Origin of the sequence: Dactylosporangium sp. NPDC000555, from assembly GCF_040300025.1 — a bacterium.
Lineage (GTDB): Bacteria > Actinomycetota > Actinomycetes > Mycobacteriales > Micromonosporaceae > Dactylosporangium.
Genome location: NZ_JBEPDB010000039.1, coordinates 21,840 through 44,981, shown reverse-complemented (window position 1 = coordinate 44,981; position 23,142 = coordinate 21,840). Strand labels below are relative to the sequence as shown.

Here is a 23,142-nt window from a genome sequence, read left to right as displayed (position 1 = left end):
CATGATCAGTTCTCCGGTGCGAAGGGTGCGAGGGGTGCGAGGGGTGCGAAGTTGGCGGTCAGCGCCAGGTCGCCGGTGACCGTGAACGTGTACTCCCGCGCGGTGGACACCACCGTGCCGCCCACGGTCCAGTTGACGAACCGGCGACCGGACGTGGCCTTGGCCGATGCGGTGACCTGGCCGCCGGGCTCGTAGAAGCCGGGCCGTGTGTCGTTGCCCTCCAGCCTGACGGTGCCGGCCCCGCCGGGAGACACCGACGCGGTGACGTTGTGCTCCACGATGTTGATCACCATCACGTTGTACAGCCGCGCCCGCCCCGCGACGGTGGTGCCGTTGTAGCGCATGAGGTTGACGATGGAGACGTTTCCGCCGGCGACCTTCACGGTGTAGCCGTCGGCCCCGAGGTTGTCGGTGCCCAGGTTGAAGACCCGCACGTCGCCGGAGTTCACGATGAGCCCGTTGTGCAGGCCGTAGCCGAACGCGTCCGCGACGGTCAGCCGGTTCGCGCCGTCGACGGTGATCAGGTCCGCGTACTTGCGTGTATAGCCGTCGATCACCTGCGGGAAGAGGTCTTTGCCCAGGACCCAGTTGGGCAGGTAAAAGCCGGTGCGGACGAACGTGTTGCCGTTGCTGAGCACGCCCTCGATCCGCCCGCCGTCGCTCTTGCCGACAGCGACGCCGTGCCGCACGAAGGTGCCCTTGATCTTCCGGACCAGGAAGCGGTCGTTGCGATACGTGGCCATGTCGATGGCGTTCCACGCGTTCGGCAGGCCGATGTTGACGGCGTAGGTGCCGCTGCCCTGGCCGCGGATGGCGTAGGGGTAGGGCACCAGGCCGCCCGGCGCCGCCGGGTTGTTCTCCGGGTAGAACGCGCGCAGGCCGCTGACCCCGGCCCGCTCGCCGCGCAGGGTGATCGCGGCCTGATCGGTGTCCGGGTTGGCGGTGTTGCGCCCGGCGTAGGACATCAGCACGGTACCTCCGCTGCGCCCGTCCTCGTCCCGGTTCGGCACCGAGGACGCACCGCGCAGCTCGACGCCGGCCGGCACGACGAGACGTCCTTCGAGCCGGTACCAGCCGGCCGGGAGGTAGACCACGCCACCACCGTCGCGCCGCGCACGATCGAGCGCGCGCTGGATGCCCTCCGTCGCGTCCCGCGCCGGGACGTAGCCGTTGCCGCGCAAGGTGTTGTACGGGGCCTTGCTCACGTCGTAGAGGACGTTGCGCTCGGGCTTGGCGACGGCGGATCCTCCGTCGTCGGCGGGCGGTGTCCCGGCGAGCTGGTACACCGTCCCCCGGACCGCGCCGACGAGCTTGGTGCCGGTGAGTTTGACGTAGCCGCCCCCGTTGTTCACCACCGCGGCCTGGCTGCCTTCCAGGTCGCTCGCGGCCAGCGCCAGTCCCCACCGCGAGTCGAACTGGTCGACCTGCAGGGCGGTGTCGGTGCGCAGCAGCCGTACCCGCTGGAAGATGCCGGTGAACTCGGCCCGCAGCCCCCGCACGATGTGGATGCCGATGTGGTAGTCCGCCGCGGACAGGTCGGAGAACTGGTCCCACTCCAGGTCGCCGAGGACGAACCCGGTGCCGTGCGCGCGGGTCCACGCGTCGAGCGCGGTCCGCCGCGGCGGGTTGTACGCCGCCGGTGCCTGGGCCCAGTAGTCGTTGCTCAGCTTGACGTTCTCCCACGTGCCGACGTCGGCGCCGTTGTAGGCCTCGACGCCTGCCAGCAGCGCCGTGCCCTTGACGTTGCGCACGGTCGCCGACTCGTGGGTCTGGCCGTTGCCGGGCGGGCGGCCCCGCTCGTCGCGCATGGTGCTGATGCCGATGCCGCGGTACGAGTTGAGCATGGTGACGTCGGAGACCGTGCTCATCATGTAGTTCTCGTCGCCGGCCCAGGCGCTGCCCGGGATCTCGAACGTGAAGTTGTAGGGCACCGGCGCGGTCGCGCTCTGCCGCGGGTAGTACGTGGTGACGCCCACGACGCCGGCGCTCCCGCCGATGCGGAACAGCACGGGGCCGTTGTCGCCGGCGGGGAGATCGGCGCTCACCACGGTGCCGTAGGCGCCGCGGCCCTGGTCCGGGTCGCGCCGGTCGCCGCGCAGCGTGCAGAAGGCCGGCACCTCGACCGTGTCGGTGACCCGGTAGGTGCCCTCGGGCAGCCAGACGGTCCCGCCGCCCGAGTCGTAGCAGTCGTACAACGCCGCCCGCAGCGCCGCGGTCGCGTCCTTCTTCCCCGTCGGGTCGGCGCCGTACGCGGTGGCGTCGAAGTCGGCGACCACCGCGTCGGTGGTCGGGTACCTGGTCCTGACCAGCGTCGGCGACGGCTCGACGGCACGCTGGTCGCGGATCTGGAAGCCGGCCACGTCGAAACCGGTGAGGCCGGGGGCGTAGCCGGTGAGCTTGAGCCGGACGTAGCGTGCGGTCGCGGTGGCGAACCGGGTCCGCGACAGGCTGTTGCCTCCCGGGGCTCCGGACCGGCCGGCGATGGCGTAGGCGGTGCCGTCGGTGGAGACCTCGACGGTGTAGTCGGGCGCGTAGGCGTTGCCCCACTGCACCGTCACCTCGTTGACCGGCCGCGCCGCACCGAGGTCGGCCCGCAGCCACTCGCCCTTGCCGCCGTTCCCGCTGCTCCACGCGGTCGCCGTGTCACCGTCGTTCGCCGCGGGCGGGCTCGAACCGTCGGCGCTGCTGCTGGCGGTGAGCGTGGCCTGGCGGGCCAGGTCGGTGTCGACGGCCGAGGCGCGGAACGCCCGGTAGGCGTCCTGCACCGCCCGCAGCGCCGCCGCCACCTGCGCCTCGGTGGCCGAGGCGTCGTCGAGCACGCGCTGTGCCTGTGCGATGGCCGTCGCGAGCGCCGGCTTGGAGCCTGGCGGATATTGCCCGTCGCGGGTCCCCTCGCGCGCCGCGTAGAGCGCCAGGTTCGCCGAGGCGACGAGGTCACGCAGGCCGGCCTTGACGTCGAGCCGGCGCGGAACGACGGTCACCCGCACGGCGGCCACCGTGAGCTCGACCGGGGAGCCGTCGTGGGTGAGGCGGAAGTCCGATCCGTTGGTGCGGTTGGTCAGGATGGCGTCGCCGAGGACGAAGTCATGGGACTTCCACGTCTGGCTGTCCCCGTAGGTGACGACCTCCGACGGCTTGAACTTGTCGCTGATCTCATCGCCGGGGGAATCGTAGTGCAGGAAGAGCGTGCCGCTACCCGCGTCGAGGTAGTCCACGCTGACCATCACGATGTCGGTGGTGTCGTACGCGTAGCTGTCGGCGACGTTCAGGTACAGGTAGTTGGTCGCCGGCGGTGGAGCGGCGGCGTTGGTCCGCCAGTAGCCGCGGCCGGCGGTCGTGCCGGTGACGAGGCCCGCCTCGTTGTCGCCGGCCCTCGGGCTGAGGCCGGTGTCGGTCGCGGTGGGGCCGAGGGTGGCCTGCGGTCCGGTCCTGGTGATCCGGACCTGGGCGACGGTGATGTCCGACGGGCCGCCGCCGGTGACCCCGGCGAGGCGCAGTTCGCCCGTGTCTCCGGCGCTGAGCGTGGCGCCGTCGAGCCCGACCGCCGCCTGCCGCCAGGCATTCGTACCGGCGAGGTCGGCGATCGTCTTCGTGTCGCCGGATGCGGTGCGCAGCGTCAACTGTCCGCTTCCGGTGTCGTGGTAGGTGACCACGACGACGATCGACGCCTGTGCCACGCTCGCCGCGTAGGCCGCGTCGGGCGTGACGCCAACATAGCTCGTGCCCGCGGCGACCTGCGTCTGCCAGTAGCTCCGGCCGTCCAGTGCGCCGGTGCGCAGCCCCGACGGGTCGTCACCGCCGCGCACCCGCACGCCGAGCGTGACCACGTCCGGACCGAAGTCCGCGCCGATGCCTCGCGGGTACATGACCGGGCCTGCCGCGGCGTGCGCGGCGCTGACGGGCACGAGGAGGGCGGTCGCCAGCAGGAGGACCGGCCAGATGAGGGACCATCGCTTGCTTCGGGGACGCCTGCGGGTTGTCACGGGTTGCCTCCGGGATCGTCCGATCTCAGCGTGTCGTTACCGGGGTGGTTCGCGGGCCGCTCGCCGATCACGCCTTCACCGCACCCATCAGGCCGTTGACGAAGTACCGTTGCGCGGCGACGAACAGGATGATCACCGGGATCACCACGATCAGCGCGCCGGCCATCAGGACGTTGTAGTGCTGCACCGCGCCGGACTGCAGGTTCTGCAGCGCGATGGGCAGGGTGAACGTGCCGGGGTTGTTGAGCGAGACCCGCGTGAGCAGGTACTCGTTCCAGGTCGGGATCGCGGTGAGGACGGCGATGGTGACCAGGACCGGCCGAGACAGCGGCAGGTAGATGGTGGTGAAGATGCGCAGTTCGCCGGCGCCGTCGACGCGTGCCGCCTCGCGCAACTCACCGGGGATGACGTCGAACGCGTTGGTCATCATGAGGATGGACAGCGGTGCCGAGCCGTTCACGAACGGCAGGATCAGCCCCCAGTGGCTGCCCAGCAGTCCGAGCTTGTTCTCCAGCAGCACGACGGGCAGCAGCACGGTCACCCCGGGCACGAACAGCAGCACCATGAACAGCCGGTACAGCGTCTTGCGCCCCGGGAAGCGCAGCACCGAGAACGCGTAGCCGGCAGCCGAGTAGATCACCAGCACCAGCAGCACGGTCAGCCCGGTGACCTTCAGGCTGTTCAGGAAGTAGTCGAAGAAGTGCAGCTCGCTCCAGGTCTCGGCGAGGGTCTGCAGGGTCGGCCGGTGCGGGATCAGGTTCCCGCCGGCCACCACCTCGAGCCGGTCCTTGAACGCGGCGGACACCATCCACAGGAACGGGTACAAGCTGATCGCCGCGTACAGCAACAGCAGCAGGCCGACCGCGACGCGGGCCAGCACGGTCGGCAGGGACCAGTGCACGCGCGCGCGGCCCGCGGCCCGGCCGGTGGCGGGCGCGTCGGCGGCGGTCGGACGCGCGGTCTCGGTACTCACGTGACCCTCCGCATGACTCGAAGGTTGACGGCGGCGAGGATCACCGCTGCGACGAACAACATCCAGCCCAGCGCGCTGGACAGACCGAGGGTCGGACCGAGCAGGGACAGGAAGGCCAGCCTGTACGTCTCGAGGCCGAGGACGTTGGTGTGGTCGCCGGGGCCGCCGTTGGTCATGACGAGGAAGGTCTGGAACCCCTGCAGCGAGTCCCGCAGGGCGAGCAGGACGATGATCGCCGTGATCGGCCGCAGCAGCGGCCAAATGATGTGCCGGATGATGTGCCAGGAGCCGGCGCCGTCGACGCGTGCCGCCTCGACGAGCGTCGGGTCCACGGCCTGGAGGCCGGCCAGGTACAGCATCATGGACACCGGAACCGACGACCACACGGTGATCACAATGAGGGTCGGCAGCGCGGTCGACGGGTTGCCCAGGAAGCCCTGCGGCTGTTGGAGACTGCCCAGCCCGAGCGAGCGCAGCAGCAGGTTGACCGCGCCGTCCGGTTGCAGCACGTACATCCACGCGAAGTACACGGCGATGCCGCTGGTCACCTGGGGCAGGAAGTACACCGAGCGGAGCACGGTCTTCAGCCGCCGCACCGAGTTGAGCAGCACGGCCAGCGGGAAGCTGACCAGTACGGTCAGGATCGGTACCGCGATCATCACCCACAACGTGTTGACCGCGGCGGTGCGCACCCTCGGCGCGTACCTGGGGTCGGCCCACAGCAGGTCGGCGTAGTTCTGCAGGCCAACCCAGCGCCAGTTCGGCGTGAAGCCGTTCCATTTGGCGAAGCTGAGCGAGAACCCGTACGCGATGGTGTAGGCGCCCATCACCGCGAACAGGATGACCGCCGGCGCCACGAAGGCGGCGCCCCAGGCCACTTCCGAGGGGCGGTACCTCGTCCTGCCGCGGCTCGGGGCCCGCCGGGTCGGCGACGGGCCCTTCGCGATCGTCGGTACAGCCATTACTGCTTGGTCCAGAAGGCGTCGATCTGTTTGGTCATCTCCGCGCCGATCTCCGCGGCGCTCTTCTTCTTCAGCGGGGTGTAGTCGATCAGCACGTTGGCGACGGGAGTGCCGTCGTATGCGTTGGGCTTGTAGGAGGTGTCACCCGGGTTGTACGCCGAGGGGCCGGAGCCGAACGCCTTGATCATGGCGCCCAGCGCCGGGCCGACCGCGGAGCTGGGGTCGGCGCCCAGGTTGGTCGGCGGGATGTCCAGCGCCTCCTTGGCGAAGGTGGCCGACACGTCCGCCTTGGCCAGGTACTTGAGCCACTGGATGGCGCCGGCCCGGTTCTTGGTGGTTGCCGAGACCGACATGCCGGTCAGCGTGAACGGAGCCAGGCTCAGGTCCTTGATGGCGCCGTTGGCCGGTGCGGGAACGGGAAACGTGATCACGTTGCTGGCGTCGAGCCCGTTCTGCGCCAGGAACGCCAGGGTGAACGTGCCGCCGATGTTGAACGTCGACTTGCCCTGGGCGAAGGCCAGGTCCGCCGCGTCGATGTCGAGGCTCTGCGTGCCGGGCAGCCAGTATGGGGTGATCTGGCCGTAGGTCTCCAGTGCCTGGACACCCGTCGGGGAGGAGAAGTTGCTGGCCTTGTCCTTGCCGAACAGGGCGTGGTACTTGTCGGCGCCGAGCATCCCGTAGGCCATGGGCTGCATGAGCCACTCCAGCCCGGTGGTGGCCGACTTGAGGCCGAGGGTGACGCCGCCGCTGGCCGGGTCCTTCGCCTTGACCTTCTCCAGGTCGGCGATGAACTCCTCCCACGTGGTCGGGGCGGCGGTGATGCCGGCGTCGGCCAGTCGCTGCTTGTTGGCGTAGACGATGCCGAACGTGCCGATCGTGAGGGGGACGCTCAACCGCTGGCCCAGCTGGATGCCCTTGGTCTTGGCGTCCTGGGCCAGCGACTTCTTGTAGTACTCATCGGTGACGGTGCCGTCCTGCTTGACCGCCGGGAGGTAGCTGTTCTGCCAGGCGTCGTCGACGTCCTTGGCCAGGTCGGTGAGGAGCCCGGCGGCGCCGAAGGTGAAGTCGTCGCCGTTGGTGTGCACCTCGAAGAGATCGGGCAGGTTCTTGGTCTGTGCCGCCGCCTGCACCTTGGTCACGTAGGCGTCGTCCGGGCCGTACGACTCGATCTTGACCGAGATGCCCGTCTCCTTCTGAAATCCTTCCGCGACCTTCTGCAGCGCCTTGACGTGGGGCTGCTTGAAGGTCCACATCACCAGTTCCTTGCCGGACGAGTTGCCGCCCGAGTCGCCGCCACAGGCGGCGGTGGTGGCGCCGAGTGCCAGTGCCACCAGGACGGCCAGCGCCGGCCGCCACGCGCGTCGTTCATGTGTCATCACGGTGCCGAGCCTTCGCGTCCGGGGCGCCATCGACATGCGCCGCTTAGTGCAGAGAAGCTAAATCGAATTGATGTACTGTGTCAACCACGTCACAGTGGCGAGAAGGTGGGCACCGCGATGAAACAATCACTGGACTCCGGCGGACCCGGCTCCGCGCAGGTCGACGTCACGACACGTGACGACCCGTCACCTGACGTGCTGGCGGCCGCGCCGTGGCCGGCGCCGGCCGGGGCCGCCCGGATCACCCAGGTACGCACCTTTTTGTGCGCGCCTCAGGGCTGCCCGTATCTCATCGTCCGCGTCGAGACGGACCAGCCGGGGCTGTACGGGCTGGGCTGCGCCAGCGACCCTCAGCGCACCCTGGCCGTGCGCGCCGTCCTGGACGAGTACCTGGGCCCGCTGGTGCGCGGCCGGGACGCCGGCGACATCGAGGACATCCACCGCCTGCTGCAGAACAGCGGCTACTGGCGGGGCGGTTCGATCGCTAACAACGCCCTGGGCGCCATCGACGTCGCGCTGTGGGACATCAAGGCGAAGGCCGCGGGGCTGCCGCTGTACTCACTGCTGGGCGGCCGGGCACGGCACGGCGCCGAGGCGTACACCCACGTCGACGGGGCGGACCCCGGGGAGATCGCGGACAAGGTGGACGCCGCCGCCGAGGCGGGTTACCGCCACGTGCGCGTCCAGGTGGCGGTGCCTGGCGTGGACACCTACGGCGCCGCGCCCGCGGGCGCCACGGAGGCTCGCCGCCGGGCAGACCGGCAAGGCACCTGGGACTCCCCCGCGTACCTGCACCACGTCCCGCCGTTGCTCGTCGAGGTGCGGCGCCGGGTCGGCGACGGGGTGGAACTATTGCACGACGTACACGAGCGGCTCACCCCCGCCCAGGCCCGGCACCTGGTCGCCGTGCTCACCGACGCGGGGCTGTACTTCCTCGAGGACGCGCTCGCGCCGGAGGACAGCGCGTACTTCGGCCAGTTGCGGGCCGCCGGCCCGGTCCCGCTGGCGGTCGGGGAGCTTTATGACGAGGTGAGCCGATACCTGCCCCTGCTGGAGCAGCGGGCCATCGACTTCGCGCGCGTGCGGATACCGACCCTGGGCGGGCTGACCCCGACCCGCAAGCTGGTCGCCGCGTGCGAGCTGTTCGGGGTGCGTACGGCGCCGCACGGACCCGGCGACGTCAGCCCGGTCGGCCAGGCGGCCAACATCGCGCTCGACGTCTCCACGCCGGCCTTCGGCATTCAGGAGGCGGCCCGGTTCCACGACGCCACGCTGGAGGTCTTCCCCGGGGCGCCGGTGCCGCAACGGGGCAGCCTGTACCCCGCCGAAGCACCGGGCCTCGGGGTGGACTTCGACGAGACCGCGGCCCGCCGCTACCCGGTGCCCCCACCGCTGCACCACGACCGCTGGGCTCTGTTGCGCGGCACCGACGGAGCCGCGCACCGGCCTTGACCATGCTCCGACCGGCGGCCGGGCGGCACCGGCCGCCGTGCCGGTCAGCCCAGCAGCAGCGACTGCGGCTGGACCGACAGGATCTGGTCGAGCACCAGGCAGGCGGCGCCGATCGCACCGACGTCGATGCCCAGCCCGGTCGTGGTGACCCGGGTCGGATGGATTCGCTCCACGAACGGGGAGCTCTCCACGATGCCCGGGATGATGGCCATGAACCGGTCCGCCAGCAGCGGCCAGATCGGCCCGCCGAACACGACCATCTCCGCGTCCACCAGCGTGGCGGCGGCACTGACCCCCCGCCCCACCCGGACCGCCCAGCGATCGATGATCTCGCCGGCCGTCACGTTGCCGGCCGACGCGTGCCGGCACAGGTGCCGCAGGCTCTGCTCCGCGTCACGCGGGCCGGCCGGCTTGAACTCCGGACCCAGCACCCCGTGCTCGATCGCCTCGGCGACCAGGGCGTTGGTGGTGCAGGCGGCGTAAAGCCCGCCGACCTCGCCGGCGTTGCCGGAGAAGCCGCGCAGCACCACGTCGTCCACCACCAGCCCCATGCCCGAGCCGGTGCCCAGGTAGAAGAACAGGAAGTTGCCCGTGTTGGTGGCCGCACCAGCCCAACGCTCGGCGACGGCCGCGGCGATCACGTCCTTGTCCAGCAGGACCGGCAGCCCGGTGGTCTCCGCCAGGTAGTCGCGCAGCCGCACCCGATCCCAGCCGACCAGCTCAGGCGGCGCTATGACCAGCCCGGACGTCACGTCCAACGGTCCCGGTGCGGCGATGCCCACCCCCAGAATCTTCTCCCGTGGCACCCCGGAGTCGCGCACGAGCGCATTGATCGACTCGCTCATCTCGATTAACGTGTGGTCCGGGTCGGCCGCCTCGGGCGTGGAACGCTGCGCACGCGCCACCACCTTGCCCAGCAGATCGAGCACCACGAAGGTGACCACCGCGGGATCGAGGTGGACGCCAACGGCATACCGCGCCTCCGCGTTGACCTGGAGCAGCCGCCGCGGCTGACCACTGCCCGAGCTCCGGGTGCCGGCCTCACGGGCCAGGCCGGTGTTCAACAGGCGCCGGCAGATGTTCGACACGGTCTGCGCGGACAGGCCGGTGGCCTCGACGAGCTCCACGCGGCTCAGACCGGCCGGCACCCGGCGGATCGCGTCGAGCACTACCGACTCGTTGAAGTCGCCCATCCGCGGCAGGTTGGTGCCACGCCTGGACGGCAACCGCTTGTCCACTGTCCTCCCATGACGGCCGATGTTGCGGACTTCCTCCATCAAATCGATTTAGCTTACCATTCATCGGCGCATGTCCCTCGGCCCGGCCGCCCACTGCGTCTTCGGTCGCGCTCACAGTCCGTCCATTGAGGTCATTGCCGCATGCTCGGCGGCCTCCCGAGCCAACGCTGTCTGCCGCCTGTCGGCATCGTCGGCGCCGGGACCGTCCGGCACAACCACGCCTCGGCCAGGTGGGGCTCGTGCATCCGGGTCAGAGTTGGCGCGCCGGCCCGCGAACGGCGAACGGTGCCGGCGCCACCTTGGCAAGCGTGCGATGCGGGTAGGAAGATGCGGGTAGGAATTGGACTAAGCTGGTTGAAAATGCACGTCGGTTCGCTGTCCCGGCTGGTACGACCGACACGCCCGCCCTGGTGGCTGGGTCTCGCGGTCGCCGCCCTGCTGATCGTGGTGGAGACCTTTCTGGTCTATCCGCTCCGGGCGATCATGACATCGTTCTCCCCGGGCATCATCTACATCGTCGGCGTGCTGGTGGTGTCGGTGGTGTGGGGACGGTGGCTCGGGGTGGCCACCGCATTGGCGAGCGCCGTGGCGTTCGCGGTCTTCCACGTCCCGCCCTTCGGCGGGCTCACGGTTCCCGACCTGCAGGACGTCGCCGGATTGGCGGTCTTCCTCATCGTCGCGTTGGCCACGAGCGCATTGGCGGACCTGTCCCGGCTGCGGACCGTCGAGGCCGAGGAGTCCGATCTCACCGCCGAGATGGCCCGCCTGCTGCTGCACGCGGACGATCTCGCCGCGGTACTGCCGGCGGTGGCGCGACGCATCGCGCGATCGCTCGAGCTGCCGGGCGCGGCGATCCACCTCGCCGTCGTCCCTGACGACAACCGGCACTCGGCGTTTCCGCTGCAGGCCGGCGCTGTCCGGCTGGGGACCCTGCTCGTGCCGGTCGACGTGCCGGAGCGGACGCTGCGGCGGCTGCGGGAGCGGGTCGTGCCGTCATTGGCGTCACTGCTGCACGCCGGATGCGAGCGTGCGGCAACGCTGGGCTCGCTGGAGGCGAGCCGGGAACGCCTGGGCCGGCTCGCCGCTGAACAAGCCGCATTAGGGCGGGTGGCGAAGCTCGTGGCATGCGGTGGCCGTCCGCCCGAGGTCTTCGACGCCATCACCACAGAGCTCCATGGCCTGCTGGGCGAGCACAGTACATGGCTGTTGCGCTACGAAGCCGACGGCACGGTCAGCGTCGTCTCGACCAACCTGTCCGGCCTGCAGCCGGATGAGATGCGCTGGCCGTTGCAGGGTGAGAGCATCCCGGCACTGGTGCGGGACTCGAATCGCTCCGCTCGGATGGACAGCTTCCAACACGCCACCGGTCCCGCCGCCGACCTCGCTCGCAAGCTCGGCGTCCGGTCCGCGGTCGGGCTGCCGATCGTGGTCGAGGGGCGGCTGTGGGGTGTGGCGGCCGTCGCGTCCGCCCGGCCCGAGCCGATGCCACCCGGCACCGAGGCGCGCGTCGCGGGCTTCGTTGGCCTTGCCGCCGCCGCCATCGCCGACGCCGACAGCCGGGCCGAGCTCGCCGCGTCCCGGGCCCGGCTGGTCGCCGCCGCGGACCAAGCCCGCCAGCGCATCGAGCGCAACCTCCACGACAGCGCACTGCAGCATTTCCTCGCGGTCGCGATGCAGCTCGGCGCCGCGCAGGCCGGCCTGCCACCGGAACAGGAGCAGACCAGGGCGGAACTGTCGCGCGCCCTGCGCAGCCTGAACACCGCCGTGGACAACCTGCGGGAGATCACCCGGGGCATCCACCCGACGTTGCTCGCCGCGGGCGGCCTGCCACCCGCGCTCAAGGCGCTCGCCCGCAGATCACCGGTACCGGTCGACCTCGACCTCGACCCCCGCACCGGCCCGCGCATGCCCACAGTGGTTGAGGTGGCCGCATATCACGTCGTGTCCGAAGCACTGACCAACGCGGCCAGACACGCCCGCGCCTCGATGGTGCGCGTCCAGGTGGCAACCCGGGACGGCACCCTGCACCTGTCGATCCGTGACGACGGCGTCGGAGGCGCCGACCCGCACCGCGGGACCGGCCTCACCGCCCTTCAGGACCGCATCGAGGCACTCGGCGGAAACCTCGCCATCACCAGCCCCACCGGCGGCGGCACCCTGCTGCTGGCCACCATCCCGACCGCACCCGCCCCCTGCGCTCCCGAATGACATCGGCGAGTCGAGCGGCGGTACGCGACTGATGCGTACCGCCGCCGGGGTCCGGCGATCAGCGGACGTCGAGGGTGACGTCGCCGAGGCCGGTGAAGCTCGCGGTGACCCGGTCGCCCGGGGCGACCGGCCGGGACGCGTGCAGGGAGCCGGTCATCACCACGCTGCCGGCGGTGAGGGTCTTCCCGAAACCGGCCAGCCGCCGGGCCAGCCAGGCGGCCGCGTCGGCCGGGTGACCCAGCGCGGCCGCACCCAGGCCACGGTCGACGACCTCACCGTTGACGGCCACCGTCACCTCCACCGCGGCGAGGTCGAGCCCGCTCAGCGGCGACGCGGGGCCCAGCACGTAGGCCCCGGACGATGCGTTGTCGGCCACGGTGTCCACAAGGGACAACTTCCAGTTCGCGATCCGGCTGTCGATGATCTCGATCGACGGGAACACCTGCGTGGTCGCCGCGAGCACGTCGGCGGCGGTGGCGTCGGCCGGCAGGTCGGCGCCCAGCACCAGCGCGATCTCGGCCTCGATCCGCGGCTGTACGAACTCGCCGGCCACCATCGCCCCGGGCAGCAGCATGTAGTCGAGCAGCACGCCGAAGTCCGGCTCGTCCACGCCCATCTGCTGTTGCATGGCCGTCGAGGTGAGACCGACCTTGTAGCCGTTGACCACCTGCCCGTCGTGGCGGAGCAGGTCGACGTTGATGGCCTGGATCCGCCACGCGTCGTCGACGGTGAGGTCGGGATAGGTGACCGTGAGCGGTTCGATCGGCACCCGGGTGCGGGTCGCCTCCCGCAACCGAGCGGCCGCCTCGGCGAGGATCACAACGCCACCGCACCGTTTCCGGCTCCGGCCGCCTTCTGCTCGGCGGCGATCTCGAGCGCGATGTCGAGCAGCAGGTCCTCCTGACCACCGACCAGCCGGCGTTGACCGGCTCGCAGCAGGATCTCCGGCCCGGGCACCCCGTAGCGTTCGGCGGCCCGGTTGGCGTGGCGCAGGAAGCTCGAGTAGACCCCGGCATAGCCCATCAGCAGGCTCATCCGGTCCACCACGGGCTCGGACTCCATCACCGGCCGCACCACTTCCTCGGCCGCGTCGATTATCTTGATCACGTCGATTCCGGTCCGGATCCCGATCCGCTCGCAGACCGCGGCCAGCACCTCGGTCGGGGTGTTGCCCGCACCGGCGCCGAAAGCCCTGGTGCAGCCGTCGATCTGCTGCGCGCCGGCCCGGATCGCCAGCAGCGAGTTGGCCACCGCCAGGGACAGGTTCTGGTGCCCGTGGAACCCGACCTGCGCGTCGTCGCCCAGCTCCGCCCGCAGCGCGCTGACCCGGTCGGACACGTCCTCCATGACCAGGGCGCCGGCCGAGTCGACCACGTAGACACACTGGCAGCCGGCGTCGGCCATGATGCGGGCCTGCTCGGCCAGCCGTTCGGGCGGGATCGAGTGCGCCATCATCAGGAACCCGACCGTCTCCAGGCCGAGATCCCGGGCGATGCCGAAGTGCTGCGGCGAGATGTTCGCCTCGGTGCAGTGGGTGGCGACCCGGACGACGCTCACACCCATGTCGTGCACCGCCCGGATGTCGTCCACGGTGCCCACGCCGGGCAGGATGAGGCAGGCGATCTTGCTGAAGCTCGCGTTGTCGACCGCGATCCGGATCAGCTTCTTCTCGTTCACCTTGGAAAACCCGTAGTTGAACGAGGAGCCGCCCAGGCCGTCGCCGTGGGAGACCTCGAGCACCGGAACCCGCGCCTCGTCGAGCGCCACCACCATGTCGCGCACCGACTTCTCGTCGAACTGGTGCGCGACGGCGTGTGAACCGTCACGCATGCAGCTGTCCGTGACTCGGATGTCGAGCTCTGCGGAGTAGGCCACGTCCGTTGTCCCTTTCTGGCGATCGCTCAGGCGCGGGCGGCGAGCATCGAGCGGGCGATCTCCTCGCCCACCTTCGTCGCTGCGGCGGTCATGATGTCGAGGTTGCCCGCGTAGGGCGGGAAGTAGTCGCCGGCGCCCTCGACCTCGAGGAAGATGGCGACCCGGCCGTCGAAGAACTGGGGCTCGGCGGTCAGCCGGTATCCGGGCACATAGGTCTGCACAGCGGCCTCCATGTCGCGCACCGAGCGGGCGATCGCGTCGGTGTCGGCATCGTCCGGAATGGACACGAAGACCGTGTCGCGCATGATGACCGACGGCTCGGCCGGGTTCAGCACGATGATCGCCTTGCCGTCCGCGGCCCCGCCGAGCCGGGCCACCGCGCTGGCGGTGGTGCGGGTGAACTCGTCGATGTTGGCCCGGGTGCCCGGCCCGGCGGCGAGCGAGGCCACCGAGGCGACGATCTCGGCGTACTGCACCGGCACGACCCGGGAGACCGCGGCCACCATCGGAATGGTCGCTTGGCCGCCGCAGGTCACCATGTTCACGTTGTCGAGTCCGATGTGCTCCGTCAGGTTGACGGTGGGCACCACGTAAGGGCCGATCGCGGCCGGTGTGAGGTCGATGGCCCGGATCCCCGCGGCCCGGTAGCGCGGCGCGTTCTCCTTGTGGGCGTAGGCCGAAGTGGCCTCGAACACCAGGTCCGGCTTCTCCTCCAGGCTGAGCAGCCAGTCAACGCCGCCGGCGGAGGTGGCCAGGCCGTGGTCGCCCGCCCGGCGCAACCCGTCGCTGTTCGGATCGACACCCACCATCCACCGCGGTGTGATGACCTCCGAACGCAATAGCTTGAACATCAGGTCGGTCGCGATATTGCCCGATCCCACGATCGCGGCAGTCAGCGCTTGCACTCGCCCTCCTGCGTGTCTGGTGCCCCCGGTGGCGCCGATGGGCTTCGATCCACGGCAAATTCTGTCGACATTTCCGTCCGTGCCGGGCCGGGTGTGCCAGCCAGCGGGATGCTTTCTCCAACGGGGAGAAACGCTCGAATCGGCGGTTCCGTAGTCGCCCTAGCCAACAATCGGCTGGTAGAGGTGGCAGGCCACGCTGCGTCCGCTGCCGTCGTCGGTCAGCGCCGGCGTCGTGGTCTGGCACACCGGCATCACCTGCGGGCAGCGACTCTGGAAGACGCATCCGGTCGGGCGGTTGGCCGGGTTCGCCGGCTCCCCGCTGAGGACCACGCGCTCCCGCTTGCGCTGCACCTCCGGGTCCGGATAGGGGACCGCGGCGACGAGGGCCTGGGTATAGGGGTGCTTCGGCAGCGCGGTCACGTTTCGGGCCGGCCCGCACTCGACGATCGTGCCGCAGTACATCACCGCCACCTCGTCGGCCAGTTGCTGCACCGCGGCCAGATTGTGGCTGATCAGCACGAACGAGATGCCGTGGGTGCTGCGCAGGTCGGCCAGCATCTGCAGGATCCGGTTCTGCGTCGACACGTCCAGCGCACTGACCGGCTCGTCACACAGCACCAGATCGGGGTGCAGGCAGATCGCCCGGGCGATCGCAACCCGTTGGCGCTGGCCTCCGGAGAGCTGCGACGGCATCAGGTCGGCCATCGACGTCGGCAGCCCGACCTGCTCGAGCATCTCGAGCACGGTGTCCCGGCGACTCGCACGGGCCCCGATCCGGTGCACCGCCAACGGCTCGGCGATGCACTCGGCCACCGTCATGGTCGGGTCGAGGGAGGAGTAGGGGTCCTGGAACACCATCTGCACCCTGCGCCGTGCCTGCTTGAGCTCCTCCCCGCGCAGGCTCAACAGGTCCACGCCGTTGAGCTTGACCGAACCCGAGCGCGCCGGTGCCAGCCGTACGATCGCCTTCGCGGTGGTGGACTTTCCCGACCCTGACTCGCCGACCAGGCCGAGCGTCCGACCTTTGTGGACGGTGAGGTCGATGGAGTCGACCACGTGCGAGACCTGCCGCCGGGATGGCAGCAGACTCCTGCGGGCGAAGGTGACTGAGAGGTCGCGAACCTCCAGCACCGGCGGCTGCGTGCTCACGCGCGGCTCCTTGTCTCGGCAAAGTCGAGCTCGTCGGTCCGGACGCACCGGGCCAGGTTGCCTTCGGGCAGGGAACGCAGCGGTACCTGCGCCGCGTCGCAGCGCTCCTCGTGGAACGCGCAGCGCGGCCCGAACCGGCAGCCGGTGGCATAGGTGCCCGGCCGGGGCATCGACCCGGGGATGTAGGCGAACGCGGGCGGGTCGATCTCGCCGTGCTGCACCATCCGGGGCGTCGCGGCCAACAGCCGTTCCGTATAGGGATGCCGAGGCCGGTGGAAGATCGGGACAATGTCGGCGGACTCGACGATCTGGCCCGCGTACATCACCACCACCCGGTCGCAGACCTCGGCCACCACGCCCATGTCGTGGGTCACCAGCAGCACGGCCGCGTGGTGCTGGGCGGCCTTCTCCCGGATCAGGCTCAGGATCTGCGCCTGCACCGTGACGTCGAGGGCGGTGGTCGGCTCGTCCGCGATGATGATCTCCGGGTTGCAGGCCAGGGCCATCGCGATGAGCACCCGCTGGCACATGCCGCCGGAGAAGTGGTGCGGATAGTCGTCGAGCCGACTCGCCGCGGCCGGAATCCCGACCTCGTCGAGCAGGCCGACCGCTCGCCGGCGCGCCTCGGCCCGGCCGAGCTTCTCGTGCCGGCGCAGGATCTCGGTCATCTGGTCGCCGACGGTGAAGGCCGGGTTGAGACTCGCCGACGGCTCCTGCGGGATCAGCGCGATGCTGCGGCCCCGCACGTCCTCGAGGTCGCGACGGCTGATCGCGGTCAGGTCCCGGTCGTGGAACCAGATCGCACCCGTCCGGACCCGCACGTCGGTGCGAGGCAACAACCCGAGCACCGACAGGCACGTCACCGTCTTGCCCGATCCCGACTCGCCGACCAGGCCCATGATCTCACCGGCGCGGACCGCGAACGACACGTCGGTGACCACCGGCAGCCACTTCTGACCGACCCGGGCGTCCACGTGCAACCGGTCGACCCGGAGCACCTCAGTCATGCCAGTCCGTCCTTCCACTGTGGTCATGCCCGCATCGCATCCCGCATCGCCTCGCCGATGAGGTTGAAACAGAACACACAGACGGCGATGGCCAGGCCGGGCCAGATCATCAGCAGCGGTTGGCGGTAGATCTGCTGCGAGGCGTCGCCCAGCATCGATCCCCAGCTCGCCGCCGGCGCCTGCACACCCAGGCCCAGGAAGCTCAGGCTGGCCTCGGCCAGCATCGCGAATCCGGCCGCCAGCGCCGCCTGCACGATGATCGGGGCGGCGATGTTGGGCAGCACGTGCTTGCGGATGATCCAGGACGTCGACGCCCCGATGACGTGCGCGGCGTCGATGTAGACCTCGCCGCGTCTGGCCACCACCGCACCCCGGGCCACCCGGATGAACCGTGGCACGAAGATGAACGCGATGGCGCCCACGGTGTTGACCGTGCCGCGTCCCATCGCGCCCAGCACGGCGATGGCCAGCAGGATCGGCGGGAACGCGAGATAGGCATCGGTGATGAACGAGATGACGCTGTCGAACTTCCCGCCGAAGTAGCCGGCGAGCATGCCCAGCACGGCGCCGATCAGCAGAGCCACCAGCACGGCGCCGGCGGCCACGACGAGTGACACCCGGGTGGCGTAGACCATCCGGCTGAGCACGTCGCGGCCCAGGGTGTCGGTGCCGAGCAGGTGTTGCGCCGAGGGTCCCTCCAGGCTGCGCATCAGGTCGCCCCGCAGCGGGTCGGCCAGCGGCAGCACCGGAGCCAGGATCGCCGCCAGAGCGAGCACGCCCAGGACGCTCAGCGATATCGCGACGGACGGTCGTCTCAGGATGGTCATCCGGGGGTTACCTCCGCGCTCTTGGGTTGAGCCAGATGTAGGAGAGGTCCACGAGCAGGTTGCAGACCACGACCACCAGCACCGCCGTCATCACGACGCCCTGGATCACGGGGATGTCGCGTTGCAACACCGCCTCGATGGCGAGCTGGCCCAGTCCCGGCAGGCCGAAGATCTGCTCGATGATGACCGCGCCACCCAGGATCGAGGCGATCTGCAGGCCGAGGATGGTCAGCGGCGTGATGGCGGCGTTCTTCATCGCGTGCTTGCCGATGACCACCCACCCCCGCAGACCCTTGGCCCGGGCGGTCCGTACGTACTGCTGGTCGAGCACGTCGACCAGGGCGGTACGCAGCTGCCGGGCGATCTCGGCCGTCATGGCCAGTCCGATCGCGATCGAGGGCAGCACCAGGCCGCGGGCCCAGGCGACCGGGTCCTCCGTCGGCGGGGTGTAACCCGACGCCGGCAGCCAGCGCAGGTTCACCGCGAACAGCAGCACCAGCAGCAGGGCGATCCAGTAGCTGGGCAGCGCCACCGAGACGGAGGTGAACGCGGTCACGACCCTGTCCACAATGGACCCACGCCGCACCGCCGCCAAGATGCCCAGCGGCACCCCGGCGAGCAGTGCGACCAGCAGGCCACCGATCGCCAGCGAGATGTCCACCGGCAGCTTCTGCACGATCAGATCGGTGACGGTATCCGCGCCACCGTAGATGGAGTGTCCGAAGTCGCCGGTGACCACGCCTCCCACCCAGTCGAAGTACTGGGTGATGACCGGTCGGTGGAGCCCCAGATCGGCCCGGATCTCGGCGATCCGTTCCGGTGTCGGCGCGTCCCCGGCGAGGGTGATCGCCGGGTCGCCGGGCACCAGGTAGGTGAGCGAGAACGTCGCCACCGAGACCAGGATGAGGGTGGGGACCAGCCGGACCAGCCTGCGCAGCAGCGTCTGCAGCATGGGTTATCTCACTGGGCCAGACCGAGGTTGATGAACCGGGTCGTGGTGTCCACGGGGAACTTCTCCAGACCCTTCACCTTCGGCTTGGCGATGTAGGAGCGCTGCGGGTAGAACAGCGGGATCACGGCGGCCTCCTCCATGACGGACTTCACCATGGTGTGGATCGCGGCATCGCGCTGGGCACCGGGACGCAGCGTCGCTTCGTACATTGCCTGGAATTCCGGCTTGAGCCATTTGTGGGAGCCGTTGAGGCTTCCGTCCGGGGCGAGCAGTTGCTGCAGCGCCAGGGATGGGTCCGTCACGCCGGAGTAGGCGCCGAACGTGCAGTCGGTTTTGCCCTCGATGAAGTAGTTCTGGGTGACCGCCTGGTTGGTGGCCGTGGTGTAGTTCATCTTGATGCCGACCGCGGCCAGCTGCTGCTGCACGGCAGCGGCGATGTCCGGGAAGGCGTTGGAGTTGGCCAGCTCGCAGGTGAACGAGACCTTGTCGGTCAGCCCGGCGCCCGCCAGCAGCTCCTTGGCCTTGTTCTGGTCGTAGGTCCAGTACGGGGACTTGAGGTCCTTGTTGTGGGCGAAGTAGTTCGGCGGGAACGGCTGCTGGTAGTCCGAGGCGTAGCCGAACGAGAGCCGGTCGATGATGGACTTGCGGTCGATGGCGAGGTTGATCGCCTGGCGCACCGCCGGGTTGCCGAGGTCGCCCTTGCTCCAGTTGACGAAGATGCCGTACCACGTGAACGTCGTCTGCGGGTCCACGGCCACGCCGGCCCTCTTGGCGCTGTCGATGGTGGCCGCGTTCATGTAGGTCGCGTCGAGCTGGCCCGACTGGAACGACGAGAGCCGGGTCGCCTCGGCCGGCTGGATTGTCATCTCCAGCGTCTTGATCTGGACATCCTTGACGTTCCAGTAATCCTCGAAGCGTTCGTAGACAATGCGGTCGTTCTGCCGGGAAAGGGTCACCTTGAACGGGCCGGCGCCGCACGGCTGAGTCTCGAGTGAGGCGGCGGTCAGCACGCTCGGGCAGACCAGGGCGCCCGCGCGGTTGGCGAGCACCGACGGCAGGTAGGCCGCCTGGCTCTTGAGGGTCAGCTTGACCGTCTTCGGGTCGCTCACCGTGACGTCGCTGATGACCTTCAGCAGCGGGGCGGCGAGCATGCCCTGTCCGGAGATCGCGGCGTCGAGGTTGGCCTTCACGGAGGCGGCGTCCACCGCGCTGCCGTCATGGAACTTGGCTCCGTCGCGCATCGTCAGGGTCAGGGTCAGACCGTCGGGGCCGAACTCCCACTTGTTCGCCAGGCCGGCGACCACCTTGCCCTCGGGGTCGGTGTCGAGGATTCGGTCATAGACGGGAAAGATCGCTAAGTTGTTGTAATCCTGGGCAAGCTTGTGCGGATCCCACGTTGTCGGTGAAACGGAGAAGCCGAACCGCAACGTCGCGTTGCGGTCAAAGGGTGTCGTGGTTGTGTCACCGGTCGTCGAGGCTCCGCCCGAGCTGCACGCCGCGGCGAACGCCGCGGCCACTCCGATCACCAGAAGCGATCGAATCCGAGTTCGCATTTGCAACCTCCGCGCAACAGGGCTTCCAAGGCCGGTCGCAGAAGCGTCTTCTGAGACGGGCCTCCAGGGTGCCCCGAGTTTCCACGAGCTCAGCCGTGGTGCACATGAAGGTTCCCGGCCAGCGGCACGGGTTCTGAGCGCTCGCCATCTGCGTGTTACGACAGCGTAACGACCCCGCAACACAAGCCAGGATGTGGTTTACCCTCCCGAAGATGCGGAGCCAACCCGATCAGAGCAACGAATCCGTGCTGCAGCGCGCCAACGCTCTCCTGGGTGCGTTCGGGCCCCGGCACCGGCACCTGACCCTGTCCGCCATCGTGATGCGCACCGGTCTGCCGAAGTCCACCGTGCACCGCACCGCCAAGCAGATGATGGAACTCGGCTGGCTCACCTACGAAAGCGGCCGCTACGCGCTGGGCACCCGCATCTTCGAGCTCGCCGGGCACAGCTCCATGCGCTACGAGCTCCGTGAGACCGCTTTGCCCTACATGGAGGACCTCTACGAGAGCACCCACGTGAGCGTGCACCTGGCCGTGCACAAGGACCTCGACGTGCTCTACGTGGAGAAGATCCGGGGCCATGACCGCATCACGGACCTGTCCCAGGTGGGCGGGCGGATGCCGCTCTACTGCACCGGCCTGGGCAAGGTACTGCTCGCCTTCTCGCCGGTGGACCTGCTCGACCGAGTGATCAGTCATGGCCTCGTCGGCCGTACCCAGGCCACCATCACCTCGCCGATCCGGCTCCGCCGCGAGCTGCAGACCATCGCCGCCAACGGCTTCGGCTTCGACCGCGAGGAGGCCAGCGTCGGCGTCAACTGCGTCGCGGCCCCCATCTTCGGCTACGACCGCAAGGTGGTCGCCGCCATCTCGGTCACCGGCCGGGCCAGCCGCACCCGCATGGACGCCCTCGCCCCCGCCGTGACGACCGCCGCCCACGGCATCTCCCGCACTCTCGGCGCCGGCCGGATGGCGCTCGGCCTCGCCACCTGAGCCCCTGCTCGGATCGGGCCGCCCTGTGGACGACACCACACTGATGGCCGCCCGACCGTTACACCTGGTCGGCCGGTGCCGCGGCGTCATGAGCGGTCCGGCTCCCGGGCGAAGTGTGCCGGTGGTCGGAACGGGGCCGGGCCGAATGGCGCCCGGTTCGGCAGGCTGACCCCCGTGAAGAACGCCGCTCCCCTGTCGCACCGCCAAATCATGGTGGTGTTGCTCGGGTTGATGTCGGGCATGTTCGTCGCCGCGCTGGACCAGAACATCGTGACCGCCGCCCTGCCGACTATCGTGTCCGACCTCGGTGGCCTGGCCCAGCTGTCCTGGGTGGTCACCGCCTACCTGCTCGCGTCCACAGTGGCCACTCCCATCTACGGCAAGCTCGGTGACCTCTACGGGCGCAAGCTGTTGTTCCAGGCCGCCATCGGCATCTTCCTGGTCGGCTCGGTGCTGTCGGGGCTGGCCGGCTCGATGAGCCAGCTGGTGGCTTTCCGCGCCGTGCAAGGCATCGGCTCCGGCGGCGTCATCGTCGGGGCCCAGGCCATCATCGCCGACCTGGTGGCGCCCTCGTTGCGGGGACGCTACCAGGGCTACATCGGCTCGGTCTGGGCCTTCGCCTCGGTGGTAGGGCCGCTGGTGGGTGGCATTCTCACCGAGCACCTGTCCTGGCGCTGGGTGTTCTACCTCAACCTGCCCATCAGTATCGCCGCGCTGGTGGTGTCGTCGGTGGTCCTGAAGCTGCCCCGGCGACGACCGTCGGCGCGTATCGACTGGCTGGGCGCGGCCCTGCTCTCGTCGGGCGCCGGGGGCATCGTGCTGCTGACCACGTGGGTCACCGGCGGCCGCTGGAACCCGGCGGGGCTGTTGGTGGGCGTGGTGGGCCTGATACTGGTGGTGCTGCTGTTCGTGATGGTGCAACGCCGGGTGGCCGAGCCAGTGTTGCCGTTGCGGCTGTTCGAGTCATCGGTCTTCCGGCTCGCCTGCGGCATCGCGTTCCTCGTTGGCTTCGCGACACTCGGGGCGGTCACGTTCCTGCCCTTGTTCCTCCAGATCGTCGACGGCGAGACGCCGACGGTCTCGGGGCTGAAGATGGTCCCGGTGATGACCTCCCTGGTGCTCGCCTCATTCCTCACCGGCCGGCTGTTGGTGCGGCGGGGGCGGTACAAGGTGTTCCCGGTGGTGGGCACGGCGCTGATGACGTTCGGCCTGCTCGTGCTGTCCACAATGGAACCTGACACACCCTATCCGGTGCAGGCGCTGGGCATGGCGGCGCTGGGCATGGGGCTCGGCACGGTGAACCAGATCCTCATGCTGGCCGGACAGAACTCGGTCGGCGAGGCCGATCTGGGCGTCGCCACCTCCACCATCCAGTTCGTCCGGCAGATCGGGGCATCGGTCGGGGTGGCGTTCTTCGGCGCCATGTTCGCGGCCAGGCTGGAAAGCACGTTGCCCGAGCCGTTCGGCGGCGACGTGGCCGACCTGACCCGCGACCAGATCGCGGCACTGCCGCCGGGACTGCGTTCCGACCTGGTAACGGGTTTCGCGGCGGCGCTGCAGGACGTGTACCTATGGGCGACCGCGGTGATGGCGGTGGGGTTCGTTGCCACGTTCTTCATCCGGGAGATTCCGTTGCGTACCAAGGCGAGCGCACAGGTGACCGGCACCGTCGCGCCCGACTGACCGA

17 protein-coding genes are annotated in these 23,142 nt (G+C 69.7%); 4 read left to right on the top strand and 13 right to left on the bottom strand.

Going from position 1 to position 23,142, the window contains the following annotated elements:
- Positions 1–5 precede the first annotated feature (5 nt).
- The 4 genes from ABT297_RS23115 to ABT297_RS23100 all read right to left on the bottom strand — a co-directional run bounded on the left by ABT297_RS23115 (position 6) and on the right by ABT297_RS23100 (position 7,294).
- Entirely contained in the window at positions 6–3,983 is a 3,978-nt protein-coding gene (locus tag ABT297_RS23115; protein WP_350553048.1) for a discoidin domain-containing protein, read from the bottom strand.
- Between the two features lie 67 nt (positions 3,984–4,050).
- The gene (locus ABT297_RS23110; RefSeq protein ID WP_350553046.1) at positions 4,051–4,956 is read right to left on the bottom strand and encodes a carbohydrate ABC transporter permease; all 906 of its coding nucleotides are present in this window, start codon (positions 4,954–4,956) and stop codon (positions 4,051–4,053) included.
- Positions 4,953–5,918 carry a carbohydrate ABC transporter permease gene (locus tag ABT297_RS23105; RefSeq protein WP_350553044.1) on the bottom strand — a complete coding sequence of 322 codons (966 nt, stop codon included), beginning with the start codon at positions 5,916–5,918 and terminating at the stop codon, positions 4,953–4,955. Before ABT297_RS23105 ends, ABT297_RS23110 begins: the two co-directional genes overlap by 4 nt.
- Entirely contained in the window at positions 5,918–7,294 is a 1,377-nt protein-coding gene (locus tag ABT297_RS23100) for an ABC transporter substrate-binding protein (RefSeq protein WP_350553042.1), read from the bottom strand. The genes ABT297_RS23105 and ABT297_RS23100 overlap by 1 nt, the downstream gene beginning before the upstream one ends.
- A 120-nt stretch (positions 7,295–7,414) precedes the next feature.
- Here ABT297_RS23100 and ABT297_RS23095 point away from each other — a divergent pair, with 120 nt between their 5' ends.
- The gene (locus ABT297_RS23095; protein ID WP_350553040.1) at positions 7,415–8,749 is read left to right on the top strand and encodes an enolase C-terminal domain-like protein; all 1,335 of its coding nucleotides are present in this window, start codon (positions 7,415–7,417) and stop codon (positions 8,747–8,749) included.
- Positions 8,750–8,793: 44 nt separating this feature from the next.
- Here the strand turns inward: ABT297_RS23095 and ABT297_RS23090 are convergent, their stop codons facing one another.
- Positions 8,794–9,987 (bottom strand): ROK family transcriptional regulator, encoded by a 1,194-nt coding sequence (locus ABT297_RS23090; RefSeq protein ID WP_350553038.1) that lies wholly within the window; start codon positions 9,985–9,987, stop codon positions 8,794–8,796.
- 360 nt (positions 9,988–10,347) lie between these two features.
- On the opposite strand from ABT297_RS23090, the gene ABT297_RS23085 reads away from it, so the two are divergent.
- On the top strand, positions 10,348–12,195 hold the full coding sequence (locus ABT297_RS23085; protein ID WP_350553036.1) for a sensor histidine kinase: 1,848 nt from the start codon (positions 10,348–10,350) through the stop codon (positions 12,193–12,195).
- 58 nt (positions 12,196–12,253) lie between these two features.
- On the opposite strand, the gene ABT297_RS23080 is transcribed toward ABT297_RS23085, so the two are convergent.
- From ABT297_RS23080 to ABT297_RS23045, 8 genes are all read right to left on the bottom strand, one after another.
- A complete protein-coding gene (locus ABT297_RS23080) occupies positions 12,254–13,015 on the bottom strand; it encodes a 2-keto-4-pentenoate hydratase (RefSeq protein ID WP_350553034.1) in 762 nt (253 codons plus the stop codon).
- Complete coding sequence (gene dmpG, locus ABT297_RS23075; RefSeq protein WP_350553032.1) at positions 13,012–14,070, bottom strand: 4-hydroxy-2-oxovalerate aldolase; 1,059 nt, start codon at positions 14,068–14,070, stop codon at positions 13,012–13,014. The genes ABT297_RS23080 and dmpG overlap by 4 nt, the downstream gene beginning before the upstream one ends.
- A gap of 26 nt (positions 14,071–14,096) precedes the next feature.
- Positions 14,097–14,975, bottom strand: coding sequence for an acetaldehyde dehydrogenase (acetylating) (locus ABT297_RS23070; protein ID WP_350553030.1), 879 nt, complete (start codon positions 14,973–14,975; stop codon positions 14,097–14,099).
- Between the two features lie 159 nt (positions 14,976–15,134).
- Positions 15,135–16,124 (bottom strand): ABC transporter ATP-binding protein, encoded by a 990-nt coding sequence (locus ABT297_RS23065; protein ID WP_350553028.1) that lies wholly within the window; start codon positions 16,122–16,124, stop codon positions 15,135–15,137.
- The gene (locus ABT297_RS23060) at positions 16,121–17,131 is read right to left on the bottom strand and encodes an ABC transporter ATP-binding protein (protein ID WP_350553026.1); all 1,011 of its coding nucleotides are present in this window, start codon (positions 17,129–17,131) and stop codon (positions 16,121–16,123) included. Before ABT297_RS23060 ends, ABT297_RS23065 begins: the two co-directional genes overlap by 4 nt.
- A 23-nt stretch (positions 17,132–17,154) precedes the next feature.
- Entirely contained in the window at positions 17,155–17,958 is an 804-nt protein-coding gene (locus ABT297_RS23055) for an ABC transporter permease (RefSeq protein ID WP_350553024.1), read from the bottom strand.
- A gap of 7 nt (positions 17,959–17,965) precedes the next feature.
- Positions 17,966–18,910, bottom strand: a complete 945-nt coding sequence (locus ABT297_RS23050) for an ABC transporter permease (RefSeq protein WP_350553022.1) — start codon at positions 18,908–18,910, stop codon at positions 17,966–17,968.
- Between the two features lie 8 nt (positions 18,911–18,918).
- On the bottom strand, positions 18,919–20,436 hold the full coding sequence (locus ABT297_RS23045; RefSeq protein WP_350553020.1) for an ABC transporter substrate-binding protein: 1,518 nt from the start codon (positions 20,434–20,436) through the stop codon (positions 18,919–18,921).
- A gap of 239 nt (positions 20,437–20,675) precedes the next feature.
- Here ABT297_RS23045 and ABT297_RS23040 point away from each other — a divergent pair, with 239 nt between their 5' ends.
- Both ABT297_RS23040 and ABT297_RS23035 read left to right on the top strand, forming a co-directional pair.
- Positions 20,676–21,455 (top strand): IclR family transcriptional regulator, encoded by a 780-nt coding sequence (locus ABT297_RS23040; protein ID WP_350553018.1) that lies wholly within the window; start codon positions 20,676–20,678, stop codon positions 21,453–21,455.
- Between the two features lie 174 nt (positions 21,456–21,629).
- Positions 21,630–23,138 carry an MDR family MFS transporter gene (locus tag ABT297_RS23035; RefSeq protein ID WP_350553016.1) on the top strand — a complete coding sequence of 503 codons (1,509 nt, stop codon included), beginning with the start codon at positions 21,630–21,632 and terminating at the stop codon, positions 23,136–23,138.
- Positions 23,139–23,142 lie beyond the last annotated feature (4 nt).